The organism is Streptomyces sp. NPDC047028 (assembly GCF_040644095.1).
GTDB lineage: Bacteria > Actinomycetota > Actinomycetes > Streptomycetales > Streptomycetaceae > Streptomyces.
On record NZ_JBEYVS010000045.1, the window covers coordinates 19,986 to 43,609 of the forward strand.

Consider the following 23,624-nt stretch of genomic DNA (forward strand, 5'->3'; position numbering starts at 1 on the left):
CGGACGAGACCGTTCCCGGCCCCGCGACGGAACCGCACCCCGCCGCCCAGGCGGACGAGACCGTTCCCGGCCCCGCGACGGAACCGCACCCCGCCGCCCAGGCGGACGAGACCGTTCCCGGCCCCGCGACGGAACCGCACCCCGCCACTGTCCCCGGGACCAAAACCGCTCGCGGCCCCGAGTCCGCTGCCGCGCCGCCCGTTCCGCCTGCGCCGGTGCGGGAAGCACCGCCGTCGCCGTCGAGGGACCTCGGCCCCCGCGAACACCGGCATGACATGGCTGTCGGCCTCCTCGCCGGCCTCCGCCGCACGGACAGTCGCCTCAGCCTCTCCCACCGGCAGGTGAATGCCCTGGCTCCGGCCGTCGTCGCCTGGCTGGACCGCGGAGTCGCTCGCGCCGAGATCTACCGCACGCTGGTGACCGGCCTGCCCGCCGAGATGAAGTATCCGGCCGGCGTCCTGGCCTACCGCCTGCGTGAACTGCTGCCGCCGTACCTCCCCGCCCTCCCGGAACGGCGACCGGAGCGGGAGCCCCGTGTGGACGACGGCCCGCAGCCCTTCCAGACATGCGACGGCTGTGAACGGGCCTTCCGGTCCCCCGCCCCCGGCCGCTGCCGTGACTGCCGCCCCGCCCCGGCCGCGACGAGCGAGGTCGCGTGCGCTGCCTGAGTCGAGGCCCGTCCGTGCGGCCTCGTGAAGCCGCCCGGCGCACGGGAGCGCGTTCCTATACTTGTGGCATGGACCAGGAACTGGAGCGCGCCGCACTGGTCGCGCTGCTGCGACGCGGTGATCGTTCCTGGTCAGAGCTGACCGACCAGGTCGAGGCCGTCGGCAGTGCACGTGAGGTTCTGGAGACGTCCCTGGACGGCTCCGGGCAGGGCGCGCTCTTCAGTGCCGGGCCCCCGGACGACCTCGACGGCATCGTCGCCGAGATCGCCGCCTGGGAGCGCGAGGGCATGCGGCTGGTCACGATCCTCGACGAGGACTATCCGCTGTACCTGCGGCTGGTGCACCAGCGCCCGCCCTTCCTGTTCCTCCGCGGCAGCGCGGTCGAGAACGACCTGCGGGTCGCGGTGGTGGGCACCCGTACCCCGACTCCGGCGGGCGTCGCCCACGCCCGCGCCGTCGCGAGCGGGCTCGCCGAGCGTGGCGTGACGGTGGTCTCCGGCCTCGCGGCCGGCATCGACACCGCCGCCCACGGCAGCGCCCTCGCCGTCGGTGGCCGTACCGTCGCCGTCGTGGGGACCGGGCTCCGCCGGGCCTACCCGGCGGAGAACGCCCGATTGCAGAGGGAGATCGCCGACCGCGGCTTGCTCATCTCCCAGTTCTGGCCCGACGCGCCGCCCTCCAAGACCTCGTTCCCCCTGCGCAATGCCGTGATGAGCGGCTACAGCCTGGCCACGGTCGTGATCGAGGCGGCCTACCGCAGCGGCGCCCGCATGCAGGCCCGGCTGGCACTCGAACACGGCCGCCCGGTCTTCCTCATGCGCTCGCTCCTGACCCACGAGTGGGCGAGGGAGTACGCGGCCAGGCCCAACACCACCGTGATCGACGGCCCCGACGACGTCTTCGGCCGCCTCGACTCCCTCGTCCCCACCACGGACGACCTGACCTGGGCATAGCGGACCCACCGGTATGACGACCGCCGTCGAACTGTCCGACCGCTACGCCAACTTCCTCACGCACCCCCTCGTGCCCGGCCCGGGAGTGTGCCGGGTCTGTACCGGGCCGGCCGGGGCGGGGTACGCCGTGTGCCGACCGTGCCACGAGACGCGCCGAGCGCTCGGGTCCGCAACGGCCGACGCTGTCGTCCCCATCAGCCTGGCACCCAAGGGTGAGCAGTACGCGAACGAACTCTGGCGCTACAAGAACGCCGCCGGTCCACAGCGCCACTACTTCCGCAGGGGACTCGCAGCCGTCCTGTGGCGCTTCCTGGTCATGCACGAGCGCTGTGCCGCGGATCGCTGCGCCGTCGCGAGATTCGACGCCGTCACCACGGTGCCCAGCACCCATGAACGTACGGAGCACCCTTTACGCCTCATCGTCGCCGACATGGTCGGTGCCACCCGAGACCGTCACCGCGACCTGCTCATCCCGACACCGCGAGCCGCTGAGCTGGGCCGTCTCCCGTCAGGTGCTCGCTACACCGCCTCGCCGCTCCGAGGTGAGAACGTCCTACTCATCGACGACACATGGGCCAGCGGCAACCACGCCCAGTCCGCGGCAGCAGCCCTCAAAGCAGGCGGAGCCGGAAGCGTGGCCATCGTGGTCCTCGGACGCCATCTCAACGGCGGCTTCGGCGATACGGCCGTCCATGTGGAGCGTGCCCGCTTGCGGCGCTTCTCCTGGAACGTGTGCCCGTCGCGGCCCTGGAGTCACGACTGACCGAGGGCGTGGGTCCCAGAAAGCCTGGTCGGCAACGGCTGCTCAGACCAGCGTGGTGATGCAGAACGGGTGGCCGGCCGGGTCGAGGAGGACGCGCCAGCGGTCGGGGTTCGGCTGGTGGCCGGGCTTGGTGGCGCCGAGGGAGAGGAGATGGCTCTCGGCGCTGTCCAGATCGTCGACGCCCACCTCGATGTGCGCCTGCTTCTCCTGAGCCGGGTCCGGCCAGGTGGGGCGGCGGTAGTCGGCCAGCCGGTGGAAGCCGAGGCCGGGCGTGCCGTCCTTGGCCAGGAACACGAAGTCGTCCGAGGAGTAGGCGACGGGCAGACCGAGCATCTCGCCGTAGAACCGGGCCAGTCCATCGGGATCCGAGCAGTCGAAGGTGACGGCGACGTAGCGGAATGCGGGGGCGGAGGTGTTGTTCTCAGTGCTCATGAGGGGAGAGTAGGAGATAAGTAGGACAGATCATGTCCTATTTGATGCCGGGGCCGCGGCCGACTCGGCGTCGGTAAAGGCATCGGGTCGGCGGGCGTAGCGTAGGAGGTATGACGAAGTACGGATCGTTTCCCGGTGTTCGGCCCCGGCGCCTTCGGACGTCGCCCGTCATGCGGCGGATGGTGGCCGAGACGCGGCTGCACCCCGCCGACTTCATCCTTCCCGCCTTCGTCCGCGAGGGCGTGAGCGAGCCGGTGCCGATCGCGGCGATGCCCGGGGTCGTGCAGCACACGCGGGACAGCCTGAAGAAGGCCGCCGCGGAGGCTGTGGAGGCCGGGATCTCCGGGATCATGCTGTTCGGGGTGCCCGAGGAGGAGAAGAAGGACGCCCTCGGGACGGCGGGCACCGACCCGGACGGGATTCTTCAGGTAGCCCTCCGCGACGTGCGCGCCGAGGTCGGGGACGATCTGCTCGTCATGTCCGACCTGTGCCTGGACGAGACCACCGATCACGGGCACTGCGGGGTGCTGGACGCCGAGGGGCGGGTCGACAACGACGCCACCCTGGAGCGGTACGCCGAGATGGCCCAGGTGCAGGCCGACGCCGGCGCCCATGTCGTGGGCCCCAGCGGGATGATGGACGGGCAGATCGGCGTCATCCGCGACGCGCTCGACCAGATCGGCCGCGAGGACGTGGCGATCCTCGCCTACACCGTCAAGTACTCCTCCGCGTTCTTCGGCCCGTTCCGCGAGGCCGTCGCCTCCTCCCTCAAGGGCGACCGCAAGACCTACCAGCAGGACCCCGCCAACTGGCGCGAGTCCCTGCGGGAGCTGTCCCTGGACCTCGAAGAGGGCGCCGACATGGTCATGGTCAAGCCGGCCGGACCGTACCTCGACATCCTCGCCCGGGTCGCCGACGCCGTCGAGGTGCCCGTCGCCGCCTACCAGATCTCCGGCGAGTACTCGATGATCGAGGCCGCCGCCGAGAAGGGCTGGATCGACCGCGACCAGGCGATCCTGGAAACCCTCACCGGCATCAAGCGGGCGGGCGCGCGGAACATCCTCACGTACTGGGCGACCGAGGTAGCGCAGAAACTGTCCCGGTAGCCGGCGGTACGGCGTGCGGACGCGCTTGAGCCCAATCTGTTCGGGAACTGACGTCGCGCCAGCGTTCGGTACCCGGCCCGAAAGCCGCGCTGACGGACACGGTCAGGGCTCCTTCCCGTACCGGAACGGCGACGAAACGGGCGCGGTGTGCTGTCGGTTCGGCAACGGAACGGGATCGATTCCGGGATGGTCGCCGGGTTCGTCCCGGGATGCTCCGTGAACTGGGCGGATCTGTCTGGAAATCGACGTTTGAGAACCGTTCCGACGTGAGTGACGCGTACTCGCCAAACCCTTAATCTCTGCGCCTGGCCTGCTCCGACCGGACCGGCCGAAATGCCGAGCCCTGGGGGTCTCATGAGCTGGTTCCTCGAAGCGCTGAAGAAGTACGCCGTGTTCAGCGGCCGTGCGCGCCGCAAGGAGTACTGGATGTTCGTGCTCTTCTACGCGATCATCTACGCCGTGGTGCTGGGCATCGGCGTCGCCGCCAAGATGCCCGCCCTCATCGCCCTTCCGGTCCTCGCGCTGCTGCTCCCCGGCTGGGGCGTCACCGTGCGCCGGCTGCACGACACCGGCCGTTCCGGCTGGTGGATCCTCCTGGGGATCGTCCCGCTCGTCGGCCCCATCGTCCTCCTGGTGTTCTCCGCCACTGAGGGCGAGGCCGGCCCGAACAAGTACGGCCCGAACCCGAAGGAAGCCCCGGCGCTCGTCTGAGGGCCCGCTCCGGCAGTCCGGATCCCGGAACGGTCCGTGTAGGCGGCACACGACTCCCTAGGCTGGCGGGGCAGATGACGTCCCGTGACAGCACGAGGAGAGCCGCGCCATGACCGTTGCCGAGAACGCGCCGACGACCCGCGTGCCGCTCCCGCCCCTCGCCGCCCGTGCCCGGGCGGTGGGGGGCTCGCCCGTGCGGGACATCCTCGCGGTGACCGCGCGGCCCGAAGTGATCAACTTCGCCGGCGGGCTGCCCGCGCCCGAGTTGTTCGACCGTGACGGGATAGCCGCCGCCTTCCGGGGCGTGCTGGAGGACACGGCGGAGCGGGCGCTGCAGTACTCCACCACCGAGGGCGAACCCGCGCTGCGGGCCGGACTCGCCGCACGCGCCGGCGCGCAAGGGCTCCCCACCTCCGCCGACGACCTCCTCGTCACCACCGGCTCCCAGCAGGCACTGTCCCTGCTCGCCACCGCCCTCCTCGAACCCGGCGACACCGTACTCGTCGAAAGTCCCTGCTACCTGGCGGCACTTCAGGTGTTCGGGCTGGCGGGTGCGCGCGTCGTCTCCGTGCCGGGGGACGAGGACGGCGTCGATCCGACGGCCCTCGCCGAGCTGGTCCGGCGCGAGCGGCCCAAGCTGCTCTACCTCGTGCCCACCTTCCAGAACCCCACCGGACGCACCATGCCCGCGGCGCGCCGCGAGGCCGTCGCCACCGTCGCCGCCCGCGAGGGACTGTGGATCGTCGAGGACGACCCCTACGGCGACCTCCGCTACGACGGCGACCGCGTCCCCTGGATCGCCGCCCTCCCCGGCGCCGACGACCGGGTGGTCCTCCTCGGCTCCTTCTCCAAGATCATGGCCCCCGGCCTGCGCCTGGGCTGGATGCGGGCGCCCGCCGCCCTGCGGCGCGCCTGCGTGGTCGCCAAGCAGGCCGTCGACCTGCACACGCCCACGCTCAACCAACTCGCCGCCGCCCGCTACCTGGGCGGCCTGGACGCCCACGTCGCCCGCGTGCGCGCCGTCTACGGCGAACGCCGCGACGCCATGCTCGCAGGGCTGCCCGGCGCCCTCCCCGAGGGGTCGACCTGGACCCGCCCCGAGGGCGGCATGTTCCTCTGGGCCCGCCTGCCGCGCTCCTACGACACGACGGACCTGCTGCCCCGGGTCGTGAAGGAGGACGTCGCCTACGTCCCCGGCGCGCCCTTCTACGCCGGCGATCCCGACCGCGCGACCCTCCGCCTCTGCTTCGTCACCCAGACCCCCGACGAGATCGCCGAGGGGCTGCGCCGGCTGGGCCGGGGACTCGCCGCCGTCACTCCTCCCGCTTGATCCACTCGCCGCCGCCCAGCGGGTAGTCGTAGCCCGGCCGGTTCACGTCGGCGCTCGTACGGAACGGGACGCCGTCGTTGTCGATGTGCACCGTGCCGTGCCTGCTCCCGCTGGACCACTCCAGCGAGAGGTCCCAGCGGACGTCGTGCGCCTTGCTGTGCGCGGTGACGTAGAAGACCTCCGGATCCGACTCGCTGACCTTGTACGGGAAGTCCCGCTGGCCGTTCTCCACGGTGACCGCGGGACTGCCGTCGTCCAGGTCGACGTCGAACGACTCGCTGTCGACCCCACCCCCGCAGCCCACGCCCATCGAGTAGTCGTTCCAGGCCAGCGGCGCGCCCTTGGAGAGGAAGCGCACGTGCAGCGCCTCCAGGACGACCGTGTCCGCGCCCGTGCCCTGCACGGTCAGGGCGACCCGCTGCTCCCCGGAGGAGACGGCGCCGTACGCGCCGGCCCAGCGCCGGGCGTCCTGCTCGCCCGCCGGCGGGCCGACCTGCGCTGGCTCGCTGTCCACGAGGAAGTGCTGGCTGCACGGACTGTCGTAGACAAAGGGGCGGACGCCCACCGTGAGCGGCACGGCACCCGCGTCGGTGCCGTGCTCGGGGGCGTGGGGAGCCGATCCGCGTGCGCCGGGGGCGGACGCCGACGCCGGTGCGGACGGTTCGCGGCTCCGGTCCGCCCCGCTCGGAGAGGGGCTCGCGGAGCGTGAGGCGGAGGGGGACGCCTTCCGGTGGCCCGCCCCCGCCGCGGTGGCTCGGACGGCCGCCCGGCCGTCCGCCGTACTCCTGTGCTGACCGCCCGGCGGGTTCACGGTGAGGACCACGGCACCGACGACCGCCGTCACCGTGGCCAGGGCGGCGGAGGCGATGAGCGCGGTAGGGCGCCGACGGCGGGCCGGGGCCGGGGACGGGGGCGGAGCCGGGGGCAGTACGGCGCCGGAAAGCGGGCCTACGTCGGGGAGCGGGGCCGCGTTCGGGTGAGGGGCCGCGTTCGGGTCCTCGGACTGCGGGCCGGCCCCGTCCTCGGCGTCCACTTCGGCTTCGGTTCCGGGGGCGGTCGTCCCGCCGCTCCTCGGCGCCGCCGGCCGCTCCGGGCCACGGCCCCGTGCCGCATCCGCGAGGATCCAGTTGCGGTGCAGTTCCACCAGCTCCTGCGGCGTGGCCCGGCAGACCCGCGCGAGGCGCTCCACGGGGGCGTAATCGGCCGGTACGGCCGCGCCGTTGCAGTAGCGGTGCAGCGTCGACGTACTCATGTGGAGCCGCTTGGCCAGCGTTCCGTAACTGAGTCCCGAGCGGTCCTTCAGCTCCCGCAGCAGCCGGGCGAACGCCTCCGTCTCCTCGGGTCCTGTGGTCTCCGGCACCCGTTCCTCCATCCCCCGGTGTCCCATTCGCGCGTTCCAGCCGCGCTGTATTCCCCCTGGTCAAGCGCCGTTCGAGTGTTCCAGTGTCCCCGAGTGCCGGCCACGGGTACCGGCTGGGACGGATCACCCCACAGGCTTCGGATCATCCAAGCACCAACCCGACCCGAACACCGAAGGGGCACCACCACCATGGCCGGTATCCGGAACTCCCGCACCCGTGTCCTGACCGCCGCGGCGACCGTCGCACTCGCAGCGCTCTCCCTGACCGCCTGCAACGACGGAACGGGCACGGTCGACGAGGGCTCGTCCACAGCGGCCTCCGCGTCCGCGTCCACCGGGGGCAACTCCCGGGCCACGCCGCCGACGTCGACGGCACCGTCGGCGCCGGCATCGAGGGCCACGGCCGCCGCGGGCACGTCCGGCTCCTCCACGTCCTCCGGCGCCAAGGGTTCTTCCGGCGCCGCTACCAAGCCGACCCCGGCCCCAGCGCGGCACACGGGCGGCACGGGCGGAGGCACGGGGTCGAACAAGCCGGTGACGTGTGAGGGCTCGACCACCAAGATGGTCGCGGCCCCGCTCAACCGCCCCGTCAACCACATGCTGCTGACCGTCACCAACACCGGCAGCAGGACCTGTTACCTGTACGGCTACCCGGCCCTCCGCTTCACCGGGGCGCAGGCCGTGCCGCCGGTCATCGACGACTCGCACCCGCAGGCCGTCGTCACGCTCGACCCCGGGGAGTCCGGGTACGCCTCCGTGAAACTGTCCTCCGCCGACGGCAGCGGTTCGTACGGCCACACCGTGAAGTCGCTCACCGTGTACTTCCAGGGCCGCTCCGGTGACTGGAACGCCGGCAAGGCCGCGCACCCCGCGCTGCCCGCGAAGGGTGTCTACATCGACGACACGCTCAAGGTGACGTACTGGCAGCAGTCGATGGACGACGCCATCGACTGGTGAGGGGTCGAGGGGTCAGTCCCACGAGAAGGACCAGGTGGGGGCGGCGATCAGGTCCTTCGCGTAGCTGCTCAGATGGCCCGGGGCGGTCTGGGTGATGTTGTCCGGGCAGAACGCGAAGTGCTCGGCCGCCACCGCCTCCGCCTCGGTGGGCGTGGCCGGCGGGGCGGCGACGGAGAGCGTGAGGGTGTCGAAGCCCAGGCCCACCACCCGTATGCCGAAGCGGTCCTCCCAGGAGCGCAGTACGGCACAGAGCCGGGCCACGTCATCGTCGTAGTTGACGGGCCCCGTCCAGCCGATCGCCGCCGGTATGTCGGCGGAGCGGCGGGCCGGGACCAGGGCCAGGTGCGGCTCGGTGAACCAGGAGGACGTGCCGTCGGACAGCGCGTCGGCGGCCTGGGCGGCGCGGACGTCCGGGTCGGCGGCGAGGACGGGGGAGGGCGCGAGACCGGGCCAGTCTGCGCCGAACGGCTCGACCGTCTCCGCCGGGCCCGCGCCGACCTCGTCCTCCCAGTACTCGGCGAGGACCTCCTCGGCGTCGTGGTCCCCCGGGTACGACATCTCGTCGGGCGCCAACTCCCAGGAGGCGGGGCCGCCCTGGGGCCCTTCGAGGTCCACCAGGAGCGGAAGTAGTCCCGCACGGGCGGCCGGTATGCCCAGGGCCCGCCAGGTCCCGGGCGCCGCCTGCTTCTCCGCGTGCCACAGCACGGGTTCGCGGCCGGGCACCCCGACCAGCCTTCCGGGCGGAAGCTGGAGCCCGACGGAGCGACCACTGGGGTCAGTGGCCAGCCTGGGCAGCGGATTGGGAAGAGTCGCCATGCCGCCGACTGTAAGGGCAGCCACTGACAACGCTGTAAACCGGCACTTGATGTGACGTGGTGTGAGTTCCCGGTCTGCCGGGAGCCCGTGGCCGGTACGGTGTCTGCGGGACCGACTGGGCGGGGGGAACCGGATGGCTGAATCCTTGCTCGCACGCCTGCACTTCGGGCGCGACGATGCCGAGAGCGACGTGACCGGCGAGGGGTTGCTGCTGCGGGGCGGATTCCTTCCGAACGCGGCCTACCGAGCGGCCGTCACCGGAAAGAAGATGCTGATCATCGGGCGCAAGGGGGCCGGCAAGAGCGCCATCTGCATGCGGCTCAAGGACGAGCGGACCAGGGACGCGTCGGACAACAGCGGGACGGCACTGGTCAAGCCCGACGAGGCCGCCGGGGAGGAGATCCGGCGCTTCGAGTTACAGGGGCTGCCGGGCGACTCCGCCAAGGCGCTGATCTGGCGGTACGTGTTCGCCGTCCAAGCGGCCCGGTACCTCGTGGGTCACTGCGAGGACGGGCACGAGGGGTGGAAGCCGGCCTCGGTCAAGGCGCTCGCGAAGTTCCTCAAGCAGAACGGGGAGCTGGCCGGCGACGGATGGGGCGACCGGCTCGCCCACAGCGTCAGGGGGTTGCAGACCTCCCTGTCACTGGAGGCGCTGGGGTTCAAGGCAGGCGTCGACCTCGCCCAGGCATCGTCGGAAGCGGTGCGGGCACAACGCCAGTTGGCCGTCATCGAGCAGGGCGTCGTCGAGGCCTTCGAGGAGCTCGGATGCGCCGACCTGCACGATCCGCTGCTGCTCATGGTCGACCAGCTGGAACAGGTGTGGTCGGCGGAGCCGGACAGCAACTCACTCGTGATCGGGCTGCTGCTGGCGGCCAAGCAGGCGGTGAGCGCCTACGGCGGCGCCGTACGGCTGCTGCTGTTCCTGCGCGCCGACATCTACGACTCGCTGTCGTTCGGGGAGGCCGACAAGTTCCACGGGGACGAGCTGCGGATCACCTGGACGCGGGCCGCCCTGCGGGAGCTGGCGCTGGCACGGGCCCAGGCCTCGACGGGCGCCGGACTGACCGCCGAGCGGCTGTGGTCGGAGGTCTTCCCGCCGCAGGTGGAGGCCGAGCCGACCCCTGAGTACATCTTCGGGCGCTGCCTGCCCCGGCCGCGCGACGCCATCCAGTTCCTCAACCTGTGCCAGGAGACCGCCTGGTTGACGCACGGGCGGGACCGGATCAGCGAGTCGGACGTGCGGCAGGCGGAACGGCAGTTCTCCGAATGGAAGCTGAAGGACCTGTCCTCGGAGTACCTGGTCGCCCACCCGTTCCTGAAGTACCTGTTCCCGCTCTTCCAGAACACCGGGTACGTGGTCTCCCGCACGGCACTGGGGCAGCGGCTGGAAGCGGCGGTCGAGTCGCTGCACGAGTTGTTTCCCGCCTACGCCGACGCGCTCACCCTCCCCCGGATCGTCGACGTGCTGTACAGCGTCGGCTTCCTCGGGGTGCGGCGCGGCAACGACGTGGTGTTCGCCTGGGAGGACAACCTGCCCGTGCAGCCGTACGAGACGGAGTTCCACGTCCACCCCTGCTTCCGGGCGGCCCTGAACGCGACCAGCGCGATGGACCTGCGCCGGTACGAGCCCGACTTCGTGGGTTCCCGGCTGGTGGGGGGCGACGTCTTCAACGTCGGGTCGAACGCGGTGACGCTCGTCAGCCGGGACGAGCGGCTGCGGCAGGAACTCGTCCGCTCCTGCCACTCCGTCCTCGCCCAGATCGGGCGGGCCGTGCCGTTGTACGAGGACACGCAGGACGAGATCAGCCAGGAGATCCACCGAGTACTGCGCCGTGCCCAAGACCCGCAGCAGCTGCGGGCCCAGGTCGACATGTACGACCAACTACTGACCACCGCGCACCACTTCACCCACCTGGCCGCCCAGCTGACGGCCAGCGGTCTCACCGACGGCGTCGAGGAGGTCGCGAACCGCCTGGAGGAGGAGGCCCGGCGGCTGCGGCGGCTCGCGGGCGGCTCGTACGGCAGCTCGGGCTCCTCGTCCGGGGCCTGAGAGGAGGCGAGCCGCCATGGGTGAACTGATCGCCGGACGGTACCGGCTCGGGGAGCGGCTCGGGGCCGGTGGCATGGGCGAGGTGTGGGCCGCGCGGGACGAGCGGATGCGGCGGGACGTGGCCGTCAAGCTCGTCCACCCGTCCTACGGGGCACGGCAGTCGGAGACACGGGACAGGTTCCAGCGGGAGGTGGAGCTCGCGGCCCGCCTGTCCCACCAGAACATCGTCACCGTGCACGACTGGGGTGACACGACGGTCGACGGCAGCCGGCTGCTGTACCTCGTGATGGAACTCCTCGCGGGAACCCCGCTGAACCGGCGGTTCACACAGGACCGGACACCGTGGCCGCTCGGCGTGGGCTGGGCGGCGCAGATCGCGCAGGCCCTGGACGAGGCGCACCGCCACGGTGTGGTGCACCGGGACATCAAGCCGGCCAACGCGATGGTGATCTCGAACGGCACGGTCAAGGTCCTGGACTTCGGGCTGGCCAAGTTCGTGGGCGACACGGTGAACGAGTACGAGCTGACCGCCACCGGCTCGGTCCTCGGTTCGCCGTCCTACATGTCTCCCGAACAGGCCGAGGGCGACCGGGATATCGACCACCGCACCGACCTGTACTCGCTGGGCTGTCTGCTGTACGAAGCGGTGGCGAAGCGGCCGCCATTCGTCGCCACGTCGCCGCTGACGGTGTTGCGGATGCACATGGACACGGTGCCGCAACCGTTGAGCAACCGCCTCCCGGCCGGAGTGCCCCCGGCGCTGGACGACCTCGTGCTCCGGCTCCTCGCCAAGGACCCCGACGACCGCCCGGCCGACGCCATGACCCTCGCGGAGGAACTGATCGGCCTGCTCATCGAGGCGGCGCCCCCGTCCCCCGGCCGCTACGACCTCGTCGGCCTCAGCCGGCTCGGGCTGCCCGGGGCCCTCGCCCAGCGGGTCCTGGACAAGGCGTTCGACGAGCAGTTCCGCCGCCGGCTGGTGCACGAGGAGCGTCTGCGCAACGAGCGGGCCGAGGCCGAGCAGGAGGCCGCGCGGATACGCGCCCGGGCCGAGGCCGACGCCCGCGAACTGCGCGCCGCCGCCCAGGAGGAGGCGGAACGCATCCTCGCGGCGGCTCGGACGGAGGCCGGGCGCGAGCATGACGCCGCACCCGAGGGGCTGTCCGAACTGCGGAGCGAGTACGACCGGATGTCGATGGAAAGCGACACGTTCATCCATCGCCTCAGGCTGATCGACGCGCTCCTCGACGACGGCAAGGACCCGGACTCCGCATGGCGGAACACCGCCGCCTCACTCATCGAGGAGACGGAGCACATCAGGTCTCGCGTCAGGCACGAGCAGCGGGGCCTGTCCAGGCTCGCGACCACCGAGCAGCGGAACCTGAACGCCGCGCAGGTCACGGACCACCTCAGTGAACTGCGGACCCAGTACGACCGCTGGCGCCTGTCGACGATGACGCTCGCGAGGATGATCGGTGACGGAGAGCGGCTCCTGAACGCGCCGCCCCCCGACGCCGACGGCCCACCCCCGGTGCGGGAGCGGGCCGTCGACAGTGACTGAAGGAGGACCTACAGCTTCTCCGGCGTCCGGATGCCCAGCAGGGCCATGCCCCGGTGCAGCGTGCGGGCCGTCACGTCGCACAGGAAGAGGCGGTTCTCCACCTGCGCCTGCGTCTCAGCCTTGAGGACCGGGCACTTGTCGTAGAACGACGTGTACAGGGACGCCAGTTGGTAGAGGTAGGCCGCCAGCTTGTGCGGGGCGTAGTCCGTCGCCGCCTCCGCGACCGTCTCCGCGAACGAGTCCGCGTGCAGGCCGAGCGCGCGCTCCGCCTCGGCCAGTTCGAGCTCCGGGTGCGCGGCGGGCCGTACCTCACCGGCCTTGCGCAGGATCGACTGGATACGTGCGTACGCGTACTGGAGGTACACGGACGTGTCGCCGTGCAGCGAGACCATCTGGTCCAGGTCGAACTTGTAGTCGCGGTTCGCGGACGTCGACAGGTCCGCGTACTTCACCGCGCCGATGCCCACCTGGGTGCCCCGCTCGGCGATCTCCGCCTCGGAGAGGTCCTGCGCCTTCTCGCGCACGACGGCCGACGCGCGGTCGATCGCCTCGTCGAGGAGGTCGACCAGCTTGACCGTCTCGCCCTCACGCGTCTTGAACGGCTTGCCGTCCTTGCCGAGGACCGTGCCGAACGCCAGCTGGAACGCCGTCACGTCGTCGTTCAGCCAGCCGGCCCGGCGGGCGGTCTCGAAGACCATCCGGAAGTGCAGGGCCTGGCGGGCGTCCACGACGTAGAGGAGCGTGTTGGCCTTGAGGTTGAACACGCGGTCGCGGATCGCGGAGAGGTCGGTCGCCGCGTAGCCGTAGCCGCCGTCGGACTTCTTCACGATCAGCGGGACCGGGTTGCCCTCCGGGCCCTTGATGTCGTCGAAGAAGACGCACAGCGCGCCCTCGGAGCGGACCGCGACACCGGACTCCTCCAGCAGGCGGCAGGTCTCGGCCAGCATGTCGTTGTAACCGGACTCGCCGACGATGTCGGGGTCCTGGATCTCCATGTCCAGCTTCTCGAAGACGGAGAAGAAGTAGATCTTCGACTCGTCGACGAACTTCTGCCACATGGCGAGCGTCTTCGGCTCGCCCGCCTGGAGGTCGACCACCCGGCGCCTGGCGCGCGTCTTGAACTCCTCGTCGGAGTCGAACAGGCGGCGCGCGGCCTTGTAGAGGCGGTCGAGGTTCGACATCGCCTCCTCGCCGCTCACCGCGCCGGACGCCTTGTGGTCCAGCTCGTGCGGGTGCTCGTCCAGGTACTGGATGAGCATGCCGAACTGGGTGCCCCAGTCGCCGATGTGGTGCCGGCGCACGACCGTCTCGCCCGTGAACTCCAGCAGCTGGACGACCGCGTCACCGATCACCGCCGAGCGGAGGTGACCGACGTGCATTTCCTTCGCCACGTTCGGCTGCGCGTAGTCGATCACCGTCGTGCCCGGGTCCGCCGCGAACGGCACACCGAGCCGGCCGGTGTCGTCCGCGTACCGCGCGGCCAGGTTCGCCGTGATCGCGCGGTCGGCGATGGTGAGGTTGAGGAAGCCGGGGCCGGAGACCTCGATCTCCTGGATCACGTCACCGGACTCCACCCGCGCCACGACCCGGGCCGCCAGCTCCCGCGGGTTCGCCTTGGCCTTCTTGGCGAGCGCCAGGATCCCGTTGGCCTGGAAGTCCGCCCGGTCGCTACGTCGCAGCAGCGGGTCGGCGTCGGTGGCCTCCGGCAGGGTGGCCGAGAGGGCGGACGCGAGGCGCTGCTGGACGGAATCGCTGAGGGACGTGACCGAGGCCATAGGAAGGGGTGCCGTTCTCCTCGTGGGGATGGATAGACCCGGCCAGTATCCCACGGGGGGCAAAGCGGTTTTCCCGGTCACGGGGTGGTCTGGGAGAATGGGACCGTCACCATTTTCCGAAGCGTTCAGCGTTCAGAAAGAAGGACGTGCCGATCGTGGCTCAGAGCACCGAGACCGCCGACTGGGTCTCCCGTTTCGCGGATGACGTCATCGAGGAGTCGGAGCGCCGAGCCCCCGGGAAACCGGTCGTCGTGGCGTCCGGGCTGTCCCCGTCCGGCCCGATCCATCTGGGCAACCTGCGCGAGGTGATGACCCCGCACCTGGTCGCCGACGAGGTCCGCCGCCGCGGACACCAGGTCCGCCACCTGATCTCCTGGGACGACTACGACCGCTACCGCAAGGTTCCCGCGGGCGTCCCGGGCGTCGACGAGTCCTGGGCCGAGCACATCGGCAAGCCGCTGACCTCCGTGCCCGCCCCCAAGGGCTCGGCGTACCCGAACTGGGCCGAGCACTTCAAGGCCGCGATGGCCGAGTCGCTGGCCGAGCTGGGCGTGGAGTTCGACGGCATCAGCCAGACCGCGCAGTACACCTCGGGCGCCTACCGCGAGCAGGTCCTGCACGCGATGAGGCACCGCGGCGACATCGACGCGATCCTCGCCCAGTACCGCACGAAGAAGGCGCCGGCGAAGAAGCAGCAGCAGAAGCCGGTCGACGAGGCCGAGCTGGAGGCCGCCGAGGGTTCGGGCGCCGCGTCCGAGGACGACGGCAGCTCCACGGCCGGGTACTTCCCGTACAAGCCGTACTGCGGCAACTGCGAGAAGGACCTGACCACGGTCACCTCGTACGACGACGACACCACCGAGCTGTCGTACACCTGCACCGCCTGCGGCTTCGCCGAGACCGTCCGGCTGACCGAGTTCAACCGCGGCAAGCTGGTCTGGAAGGTCGACTGGCCGATGCGCTGGGCGTACGAGGGTGTGATCTTCGAGCCCTCCGGCGTCGACCACTCCTCGCCGGGCTCCTCCTTCCAGGTCGGCGGGCAGATCGTCGGGATCTTCGACGGCAAGCAGCCCATCGGCCCGATGTACGCGTTCGTGGGCATCAGCGGCATGGCCAAGATGTCCTCCTCGCGCGGCGGCGTGCCCACCCCCGGCGACGCGCTGAAGATCATGGAGCCGCAGATCCTGCGCTGGCTGTACGCCCGCCGCCGGCCCAACCAGTCCTTCAAGATCGCCTTCGACCAGGAGATCCAGCGGCTCTACGACGAGTGGGACAAGCTGGTGGGGAAGGTCGCCGACGGTTCCGCCCTGCCCGGTGACGTGGCCGCCCACGCGCGTGCCGTCGGCACCGCCGCCGGCGAGCTGCCGAAGACGCCCCGCCCGATGCCGTACCGCACGCTCGCCTCCGTCGCCGACATCACCGCCGGCCACGAGGACCAGGCACTGCGGATCCTGTCCGAGCTGGACCCGGAGCAGCCGCTCGCCTCCCTCGCCGAGGTCCGCCCCCGCTACGACAAGGCCGAGGCGTGGATCAACCACCACGTCCCCGCCGACCAGCGGACCATCGTGCGCGACGAGCCCGACACCGACCTGCTGAAGTCCCTCGACGAGCCCTCCCAGCAGTCGGTACGGCTGCTGCTCGACGGCCTCGCCGAGCACTGGTCGCTCGACGGCCTGACCCACCTCGTCTACGGCGTTCCGAAGGTCCAGGCCGGATTCCCGGCCGACGCCACGCCCAAGGAACTCCCGGCCGAGATCAAGACGGCCCAGCGGACGTTCTTCGCCCTGCTGTACCACCTGCTCGTCGGCCGCGACACCGGCCCGCGCCTGCCCACGCTGCTGCTCGCGGTGGGGCAGGAGAGGGTGCGGGCCCTGCTCGGGGAGTAAGCGCGCACAAAGGGGGCCTTCCTTGGCGGAGGGCCCCCTTTTCGTGTTCCTGCGCGTCTACGCGATGTGGTCCTCTTCCAGCTCCGCGTTCAGGCGGGCCGTGAAGTCCAGGACCATGCGCTTGGCCTCGGGCTCGGGCAGGGAGATGCCGAACTCGGCCTCTATGTTGTCGAGGAACTGGCCCGGCGTCGGCACGCCGCTGTCGGTGATCGACTGGCGGAAGACCTGGTAGTAGCTGTCCATGTCCGGCTCCGGGATGCCGCCGCCCTCGCCGAGTTCGCGGGTGCGGTTGGGGCCGACCGGGATGGGGAAGCTGCCGGTCTCCTCCGGAGGGGGTGCCTGGTCCTCGTAACCCTCGTACCAGTCGCCGTACTCCTCTTCGGGGGCGTACTGGGGTTCGGGGGCCGGGTTGTAGGTGGGGTCGTAGTCGCCGTGGTAGTCGATCTCTCGGGGGGCCTGGAACCAGGGGCTCTGGTCGTCGGCGGGGGCGGTGTCCGGGGGGCCCGGGTGCGCTGGTCGCCCGGAGGTCTGCTGGGCGGGGAGTTCGGGGCGCTGCTCGCTGAGAGGTGCCGCTGCGCCCACCCGTGCCGCCCCAGCGGCACGATTGCCCGCAGCTGCGGCGTCGATTGCCGGGATCACCTGCGGCTCGATGCCTGCCGCTGCCAGGCCCGCGGGAGCTGTTTCTGCCAGGGGGACGCCGTAGCGGGCCAGGCGAAGGGGCATCAGGGACTCGACCGGGGCTTTGCGGCGCCAGGAGCGGCCGAAGCGGGAGCGGAGGCGGGCCTGGTAGACGAGGCGTTCCTGCTCCAGCTTGATGACCTGGTCGTAGGAGCGCAGTTCCCAGAGCTTCATGCGGCGCCAGAGCAGGAAGGTGGGGACGGGGGAGAGGAGCCAGCGGGTGAGGCGGACTCCTTCCATGTGTTTGTCGGCGGTGATGTCGGCGATGCGCCCGATGGCGTGGCGGGCCGCCTCGACGGAGACCACGAAGAGGATCGGGATCACCGCGTGCATGCCCACACCCAGCGGGTCGGGCCAGGCGGCGGCGCCGTTGAAGGCGATCGTCGCGGCCGTGAGGAGCCAGGCGGTCTGCCGCAGGAGCGGGAAGGGGATGCGGATCCAGGTCAGGAGCAGGTCGAGGGCGAGCAGGACGCAGATGCCCGCGTCGATGCCGACCGGGAACACGTAGGAGAAGTTCCCGAAGCCCTTCTGGATGGCCAGCTCACGGACGGCCGCGTACGAGCCGGCGAAGCCGATGCCGGCGATGATCATGGCCCCGCTCACCACCACGCCGATGAGAACGCGGTGCAAGCGGGTCAGCTGCAGTGGCGCGGCCACTCGTACTCCCCTCCCCTTGCGTGTTGTTGCGCGCAACAGAGTGGCACACGCGTGCGGCGAACGTGGTGTCGGCCGGGGCTCAGTTCAGCTCTTCTTGGCGGCGGACTTGGAAGGGGTCGCCTTGGCGGATGCCTTCGCGGACGTCTTCGGGGACGGTGACTTCGACGCCGGCTTGGAGGGCGACGCGCTGGACTTGGCCGGCGAACTCGGCTTCGCCCCCTGCCCGTTGGCGGACTCCACCGACTCCACGACCTCCTTGACGGCCTTCTCGGCGGCCTTCGTCAGGTCGTCCGAGTCGGGGGTCTTCTCGCCCGCGAGACCGGCCCCGTTGTAGTCCAGGGTCACGACGACGTTCTCGACCCGGGCCACGACCGTCTGCTGCTTGAACTTGCCTTCCTTCTTCTTCAGGTCGTAGCGCACCGCCGTCGCCTCGTCACCCGCGCCGGAGACCGGCTCCGACTTGGCGCCCTGCGCGCCGTCCACGCTCTGGGCGTCCTTGACCTGCCGGCTGTAGTAGGCGTGCGCCTGGTTCTCGCCGGAACCGCGGGTCGTGTCGGAGTCGAAGCGGAGGAGGGAGACGTTCAGCCAGCGGAACTGGGAGCCCTTGACGCCGTTGTTGTCCAGGCTGCTCCAGTGGCACGAGGCGCGCGTGGCGACATCGTCCGTCGCGCCCTCCTTGCCCGACTTCGCACCCTTGGGCACCAGATCGGTGAGGGACTTCTTCGACAGCACCGAGCACGCCTCGGGAAGCGACTTGTACGCGGCCGCCCGCGCGGACGGTGAGGCCGAGGGCTGCTTCGAACCGCTGCCGCCCGTGCTGCTCTGCTGGGTGGCGGGGTCCCCCTTCGCCTTGCCGTCGCCGGAGTCGGAGGAGCACGCGGCGGTGATCAGGACGGCGGGGACGGCGGCCGCGCAGACAAGGGCGCGGCGAAGACGCTTGGCTCGCTGTGCATGCTGACGGTCGGCTCGCTGGGCTGCTCGCTGCATGGTTCCTTCACTCGTGACGCTCGGTGTTCGTGCGGGTTCCTGCGGGGCCACCGTACGCGGTGAGAGGGCCGTGCGTTTTCTGTTCCCGAGCTTTGGGAGAGGGGGCGGGAGGGGCCCGCGGGGCGCTCAGCCGCCCAGTGCGTCAGCCAGTTGAGAGGCCAGATTACCGGCCCTGTCCTGCATTTCCTTGCTGTCCGGGACCGTTCCCATGGCCGTCGGCTGCTCCTCGTACTGGATGGTGACGATGACGTTCGACGTGCGGAACACCACAGTCACCGTCCGCTGTTCGGCCGTCGAACCTGAGCCGCCGAGCTGGTCGTCCAGATACGCCTCGTCACCGAGACCGGAGAGCGTGCGCGGCTGGAGGTCGGCCGGAGTGCCCGACGGGGAGCCGGACGGGGAGGAGGCGCCGGAGGAGCCCGAGGGGCTGCCGCTCGGCGTGCCGGAGGCGGTGGCCGTACCGGTGGCGCCGGCCGTGGACGAAGCGCTCGGCTCCGGGAGGTCGGCGGCCGTCTCCTTCTGCGTGAACAGCTTCTGCGCCTCGTCGTCGTCGCTGACCGTGTTGTCGTACGACACCACGCGCTCCATGTCGACGGACAGCCGGTCCGTGGCGTCGGCGGAGTCGACCTTCCAGCGGCAGCCCACCTGGCGGTCGGTGTCGTAGGTGAGCGCGGCCTCGCCCTGGTAGGCCTTGTCCCGCTGGTCGGGGTCGGTGATCTGCTGGATGCCGGGGAGCAGGGAGTCGAGGGTGTCGTGGTCGACGGCACGGCAGGGTTCGGGGAGCGTGTCGTACTTGCCGGGCTGGGCCGCGGTCGTCGCCGTGCCGGCGTCGCCGGGGTTGGCGTCGTCCGTCGGACTGCCGCCGCCGGAACCGCTGGTGCAGCCGGCCAGCAGGGCCGCGAGGAGGGCGGCGGTGCCGGTTACGTACGCCTTCCGCTGCACGGTTCTGGCTCCCTCTCGACGGTGTCGCTCTGCTCGGTACTCCAGTGTCCCCGCAGGTTATTCGCTTGCCGTGGCGGGGCGCCCCCTGGACACAATGTGTACCGCACGCACCGCTGTGAACGCCGGTCCCTTGTCCTGCCTGCCCGGCTTTGTCACGCCTTTTGCGTTTTGCTGCTTTTAATCCATTTGCTGAACTTGCCGTGTTTGTTGTGCTGTTGTCATGTCACCGGGGGAGAAGAGGACGTCATGTCGTACGTGGAGATGCCGGGCGCGCGGGTTCCGATCCGTATGTGGACCGATCCGGCGTCGGTCGAGGACGGCGCCCTGCGCCAGCTCCAGAACGTCGCCACCCTGCCCTGGATCAAGGGCCTGGCCGTCATGCCGGACGTCCACTACGGCAAGGGGGCGACGGTCGGCTCGGTCATCGCCATGCGCGGCGCGGTGTGTCCGGCCGCGGTCGGCGTGGACATCGGCTGCGGCATGTCGGCGGTGCGCACCTCCCTGACCGCCAACGACCTCCCCGGCGACCTGTCCCGGCTGCGCTCGAAGATCGAGCAGGCGATCCCGGTGGGCCGCGGCATGCACGACGACCCGGTCGACCCCGGCGGCTTTCACGCCCTGCCCACGGCGGGCTGGGACGACTTCTGGGGGCGGTTCGACGGGGTCGCGGACGCGGTGAAGTTCCGTCAGGAGCGGGCCGCGAAGCAGATGGGAACCCTGGGCGGAGGCAACCACTTCGTCGAGGTATGCACCGATACGACCGGTTCTGTCTGGCTGATGCTGCACTCCGGCTCCCGGAACATCGGCAAGGAACTCGCCGAGCACCACATCGGCGTGGCCCAGAAGCTTCCGCACAACCAGAACCTGGTCGACCGCGACCTGGCGGTGTTCGTCGCGGACACCCCGCAGATGGCGGCCTACCGCAACGACCTGTTCTGGGCACAGGAGTACGCCAAGTACAACCGCACGCTCATGATGGCGCTCCTGAAGAACGTGGTCCGCAAGGAGTTCAAGAAGGCCAAGCCGGTCTTCGATCAGGAGATCTCCTGCCACCACAACTACGTGGCGGAGGAACGCTACGAGGGCATGGACCTGCTGGTCACCCGTAAGGGAGCGATCCGGGCCGGTTCCGGCGAGTACGGGATCATCCCGGGCTCGATGGGCACGGGGTCGTACATCGTGAAGGGTCTCGGCAACGAGAAGGCGTTCAACTCGGCGTCCCACGGGGCCGGCCGGCGCATGAGCCGCGGCGCGGCCAAGCGGCGCTTCTCGGTGAAGGACCTGGCGGAGCAGACCCAGGGTGTGGAGTGCCGCAAGGACTCGGGCGTCGTGGACGAGATCCCGGGCGCCTACAAGCCGATCGAGCAGGTCATCGACCAGCAGCGGGACCTCGTCGAGGTGGTGGCCAAGCTCAAGCAGGTGGTGTGTGTGAAGGGCTAGCCCTTCGCAGGGCCGGCCCTTCGGCGGTTCACCCCTCGCGGGACTCCGCGAGGGTGTGGGCGACGAGGGCGTTGGCGTGGCCGTGGCCGAGCGCGTGCTCGGACTTGAGCCAGTTCACGAGGTCCATGTGCTTGGTCAGGGGCGAGGAGCGGATGAGGTCCTTCCACTCCGCGATCGGGCGGCCGTACTTCTCCTCGATGGAGGGGAAGTAGCTGGCGGGGCCCTTGGCGGTGCCGGTCATGTCGTCACTGTCCCGTCTGTCGGTGCGCGGTGCGCGGTGCTTTGTGCTCTGCGCTCTGTGCTCGCGACACTTATGACGGGTGGGAGCGGCACGGGTCATCGGCCGCTGAAGGTGTGCTGCGTCACACTCCGCCGCCCCGGGTCGCTCCGTGGAAGCCGCCCACCGTGAAGCCGATGATCGCGCCGCCGCCGGGACGGGCGGAGGCGAAGGGGGCGCCGGCGTGGGCCAGGGCCACCTCGCGGACGATGGAGAGGCCGAGGCCGGAGCCGGGGAGGGAGCGGGCGTCGGTGGCCCGGTAGAAGCGGTCGAAGATGCGGATCAGGTCGGGTTCGGCGATGCCGGGGCCGCGGTCGAGGACCTCGACGCGGACCATGCCCGGACGGGCGAGGCCGGTGACGACGACCTCGATGGGGGCCTGCCCGTCGCGGTCGAACTTGGCGGCGTTCTCGACGAGGTTGGAGATGGCCCGCTGCAGCATGCCGGGACGGCCGTCGGCACTCGTGTCGCCGCTGGTGCGCAGCACGATGTCCCGTCCGGTACGGCGTTTGGCGAGGCCCACGACGTCCTCGGCGAGGTCGGCCACGTCCACCCGCTGCGGCGGCTCGGCGTCGGACTGCCCGGCGGCGAGGTCGACCAGCTCGTTGACCAGGTCCGTGAGTTCGCGGGCCTCCTGGGTGAGGTCGGCGACCAGGTCCTCGCGGGTCGCCGGGGGCAGTTCGTCGATGCGGCGCAGCAGCGAGATGTTGGTGCGCAGGGAGGTGAGCGGCGTACGGAGTTCGTGGCCGGCATCCTGGACCAGGCGCCGCTGGTCCTCCTCGGACTGGGCGAGCCGCCCGAGCATGCGGTCGAAGGCGCGGCCGAGCCGGCCGACCTCGTCGAGTCCGGCGACGGGCACCTCGATGCCCAGTTGCCGGGTGCGGGCGACGTCCTCGGCGGCCGAGGTGAGGACGCGCAGGCGGCGGGTGATGCGCCGGGCCAGCCACCAGCCGAACAGCCCGGCGGCGACGACCACCGCCGACATGAGGATGAGGGTCCGCTGCTGAAGCGCCCGCAGCAGGTCCTCGGTGTCGCTGAACTCCTGTGCGACCTGGACCGCGCCGCGTCCGTCACCGAGGGAGACGGTGGCGATGCGGAAGAGGTCGTCGCCGACCCGTACGTCCTTGTGCTCGGCGAGTTTCCCGGCCGCTCCGGCGCGGGCCACGGAGCGGTCGTGGGCGGTGACGGGCAGCACGGGGCTGCCGTGGTCGACGACCTCGCCGCGCGCGCCCAGCACCTGGACATCGGTGCGGGCGGGCCGTACGACGTCGTGGCCGGGGCTGGACGAGGAGAAGTCGTCCGGGGACATCTCCTGCTGCCGCACCTCGTCCTGCACGTCCTGCACGACCTGGGTGAACACGGACTGCTGGTCGACGCGGACGAGCCGGGCGGCCGAGCTGTACGACAGGATGCCGACGAGGATCGTGACGGCGGCGGTGACGGCCGCGAAGGACACGGCGAAGGTGGTGCGCAGCGAGACCAGCTCGGGCCGGCGTCGGGCCAGCAGCCGGCGCAGCCGGCGCACTCAGTCCTCCCGCAGCACGTAACCCACGCCTCGCACGGTGTGGATCAGCTGCGGGGCGCCGGGTTCGTCGAGCTTGCGGCGCAGGTAGCCGACGTACACGGCGAGGTTCTTGGAGCCGGGGCCGAAGTCGTAGCCCCAGATGCGGTCGTAGATGGTGGAGTGGTCGAGGACGATCTCGGCATTGCGGACGAGCAGTTCCAGCAGCTCGAACTCGGTGCGGGTCAGCTCCAGTTCGCGGGTGCGGCGCCAGGCGCGGCGGGCCTGGAGGTCCATGCGGATGCCGGCGGCCTCGATCTGCCGGTCGGTGGCGGTGGCGGAGGCGGGGGCGTCGCGGGCCGGGTCCGTGCCCGGTCCGGGGACTGCGCCGCTGCCCGCGGTGACGGGGGAGGTGCGGCGCAGCAGGGCGCGCAGCCGGGCGAAGACCTCTTCGACGTCGAAGGGCTTGAGGACGTAGTCGTCGGCGCCCGCGTCGAGACCGGCGATGCGGTCGGCGGTCTCGACGAGGGCGGTGAGCATGAGGATGGGGGTGCGGTTGCCCTCGGCGCGCAGCACCCGGCAGACCTGGAGGCCGTCGATGCCGGGCATCATCACGTCCAGGACGAGGACGTCCGGCGGGGTGCGGTGGGCCTGCGCCAGCGCCTCGACGCCGTCGGCGACCGCGGTGACCTCGTAGCCTTCGAGTGTCAGGGCACGTTCCAGGGCATGTCGGATGGCGCGGTCGTCTTCGGCGAGCAGCACATTCTGGGGCAC

At 71.0% G+C, this 23,624-nt stretch carries 20 protein-coding genes and 1 pseudogene; 11 read left to right on the forward strand and 10 right to left on the reverse strand.

Annotated features, from left to right (window positions below; genetic code table 11):
* From ABZ854_RS30615 to ABZ854_RS30625, 3 genes and pseudogenes are all read left to right on the forward strand, one after another.
* Window positions 1-668 (forward strand): annotated as a pseudogene (locus tag ABZ854_RS30615) (helix-turn-helix domain-containing protein); the annotation flags it as partial.
* A gap of 68 nt (window positions 669-736) precedes the next feature.
* Window positions 737-1,621, forward strand: a complete 885-nt coding sequence (locus ABZ854_RS30620; protein ID WP_361217219.1) for a DNA-processing protein DprA — start codon at window positions 737-739, stop codon at window positions 1,619-1,621.
* 13 nt (window positions 1,622-1,634) lie between these two features.
* Window positions 1,635-2,384, forward strand: coding sequence for a hypothetical protein (locus ABZ854_RS30625; RefSeq protein WP_361217222.1), 750 nt, complete (start codon window positions 1,635-1,637; stop codon window positions 2,382-2,384).
* A 42-nt stretch (window positions 2,385-2,426) separates the two neighbouring features.
* Here the strand turns inward: ABZ854_RS30625 and ABZ854_RS30630 are convergent, their stop codons facing one another.
* On the reverse strand, window positions 2,427-2,816 hold the full coding sequence (locus tag ABZ854_RS30630; RefSeq protein ID WP_361217225.1) for a VOC family protein: 390 nt from the start codon (window positions 2,814-2,816) through the stop codon (window positions 2,427-2,429).
* Between the two features lie 110 nt (window positions 2,817-2,926).
* Between ABZ854_RS30630 and hemB the strand changes: the two genes are divergently transcribed.
* The 3 genes from hemB (at window position 2,927) to ABZ854_RS30645 (ending at window position 5,963) form a co-directional block, all read left to right on the forward strand.
* On the forward strand, window positions 2,927-3,922 hold the full coding sequence (gene hemB / locus ABZ854_RS30635) for a porphobilinogen synthase (RefSeq protein WP_361217228.1): 996 nt from the start codon (window positions 2,927-2,929) through the stop codon (window positions 3,920-3,922).
* Window positions 3,923-4,276: 354 nt separating this feature from the next.
* Complete coding sequence (locus tag ABZ854_RS30640; protein ID WP_361217231.1) at window positions 4,277-4,633, forward strand: DUF805 domain-containing protein; 357 nt, start codon at window positions 4,277-4,279, stop codon at window positions 4,631-4,633.
* A 109-nt stretch (window positions 4,634-4,742) separates the two neighbouring features.
* A complete protein-coding gene (locus tag ABZ854_RS30645; RefSeq protein ID WP_361217234.1) occupies window positions 4,743-5,963 on the forward strand; it encodes a PLP-dependent aminotransferase family protein in 1,221 nt (406 codons plus the stop codon).
* Here ABZ854_RS30645 and ABZ854_RS30650 read toward each other — a convergent pair.
* Window positions 5,947-7,335 (reverse strand): helix-turn-helix transcriptional regulator, encoded by a 1,389-nt coding sequence (locus tag ABZ854_RS30650; protein WP_361217313.1) that lies wholly within the window; start codon window positions 7,333-7,335, stop codon window positions 5,947-5,949. The genes ABZ854_RS30645 and ABZ854_RS30650 overlap by 17 nt on opposite strands.
* A gap of 177 nt (window positions 7,336-7,512) precedes the next feature.
* On the opposite strand from ABZ854_RS30650, the gene ABZ854_RS30655 reads away from it, so the two are divergent.
* Entirely contained in the window at window positions 7,513-8,280 is a 768-nt protein-coding gene (locus tag ABZ854_RS30655) for a DUF4232 domain-containing protein (RefSeq protein WP_361217237.1), read from the forward strand.
* 12 nt (window positions 8,281-8,292) lie between these two features.
* On the opposite strand, the gene ABZ854_RS30660 is transcribed toward ABZ854_RS30655, so the two are convergent.
* Window positions 8,293-9,096 carry a DUF4253 domain-containing protein gene (locus ABZ854_RS30660; RefSeq protein WP_361217240.1) on the reverse strand — a complete coding sequence of 268 codons (804 nt, stop codon included), beginning with the start codon at window positions 9,094-9,096 and terminating at the stop codon, window positions 8,293-8,295.
* Window positions 9,097-9,229: 133 nt separating this feature from the next.
* Between ABZ854_RS30660 and ABZ854_RS30665 the strand changes: the two genes are divergently transcribed.
* Both ABZ854_RS30665 and ABZ854_RS30670 read left to right on the forward strand, forming a co-directional pair.
* A complete protein-coding gene (locus ABZ854_RS30665; RefSeq protein ID WP_361217243.1) occupies window positions 9,230-11,146 on the forward strand; it encodes a hypothetical protein in 1,917 nt (638 codons plus the stop codon).
* Between the two features lie 16 nt (window positions 11,147-11,162).
* Complete coding sequence (locus tag ABZ854_RS30670; RefSeq protein WP_361217246.1) at window positions 11,163-12,707, forward strand: protein kinase; 1,545 nt, start codon at window positions 11,163-11,165, stop codon at window positions 12,705-12,707.
* A gap of 8 nt (window positions 12,708-12,715) precedes the next feature.
* Here the strand turns inward: ABZ854_RS30670 and argS are convergent, their stop codons facing one another.
* A complete protein-coding gene (argS, locus tag ABZ854_RS30675) occupies window positions 12,716-14,482 on the reverse strand; it encodes an arginine--tRNA ligase (RefSeq protein ID WP_361217249.1) in 1,767 nt (588 codons plus the stop codon).
* A 146-nt stretch (window positions 14,483-14,628) separates the two neighbouring features.
* Here argS and lysS point away from each other — a divergent pair, with 146 nt between their 5' ends.
* A complete protein-coding gene (gene lysS, locus ABZ854_RS30680) occupies window positions 14,629-16,368 on the forward strand; it encodes a lysine--tRNA ligase (RefSeq protein ID WP_361217251.1) in 1,740 nt (579 codons plus the stop codon).
* 57 nt (window positions 16,369-16,425) lie between these two features.
* Here lysS and ABZ854_RS30685 read toward each other — a convergent pair whose 3' ends face one another.
* The 3 genes from ABZ854_RS30685 to ABZ854_RS30695 all read right to left on the reverse strand — a co-directional run bounded on the left by ABZ854_RS30685 (window position 16,426) and on the right by ABZ854_RS30695 (window position 19,632).
* Window positions 16,426-17,703 (reverse strand): DUF2637 domain-containing protein, encoded by a 1,278-nt coding sequence (locus ABZ854_RS30685; protein ID WP_361217254.1) that lies wholly within the window; start codon window positions 17,701-17,703, stop codon window positions 16,426-16,428.
* A gap of 84 nt (window positions 17,704-17,787) precedes the next feature.
* Window positions 17,788-18,690, reverse strand: a complete 903-nt coding sequence (locus tag ABZ854_RS30690; protein ID WP_361217257.1) for a DUF3558 domain-containing protein — start codon at window positions 18,688-18,690, stop codon at window positions 17,788-17,790.
* 126 nt (window positions 18,691-18,816) lie between these two features.
* Window positions 18,817-19,632 (reverse strand): DUF3558 domain-containing protein, encoded by an 816-nt coding sequence (locus ABZ854_RS30695; RefSeq protein WP_361217260.1) that lies wholly within the window; start codon window positions 19,630-19,632, stop codon window positions 18,817-18,819.
* Window positions 19,633-19,878: 246 nt separating this feature from the next.
* Here ABZ854_RS30695 and ABZ854_RS30700 point away from each other — a divergent pair, with 246 nt between their 5' ends.
* Window positions 19,879-21,072 (forward strand): RtcB family protein, encoded by a 1,194-nt coding sequence (locus ABZ854_RS30700; RefSeq protein ID WP_361217263.1) that lies wholly within the window; start codon window positions 19,879-19,881, stop codon window positions 21,070-21,072.
* Window positions 21,073-21,100: 28 nt separating this feature from the next.
* On the opposite strand, the gene ABZ854_RS30705 is transcribed toward ABZ854_RS30700, so the two are convergent.
* The 3 genes from ABZ854_RS30705 to ABZ854_RS30715 form a co-directional block, all read right to left on the reverse strand.
* Window positions 21,101-21,313, reverse strand: a complete 213-nt coding sequence (locus ABZ854_RS30705; RefSeq protein WP_361217266.1) for a DUF4287 domain-containing protein — start codon at window positions 21,311-21,313, stop codon at window positions 21,101-21,103.
* Window positions 21,314-21,434: 121 nt separating this feature from the next.
* Window positions 21,435-22,874 carry an ATP-binding protein gene (locus ABZ854_RS30710; protein ID WP_361217269.1) on the reverse strand — a complete coding sequence of 480 codons (1,440 nt, stop codon included), beginning with the start codon at window positions 22,872-22,874 and terminating at the stop codon, window positions 21,435-21,437.
* A complete protein-coding gene (locus ABZ854_RS30715) occupies window positions 22,875-23,624 on the reverse strand; it encodes a response regulator transcription factor (RefSeq protein ID WP_361217272.1) in 750 nt (249 codons plus the stop codon).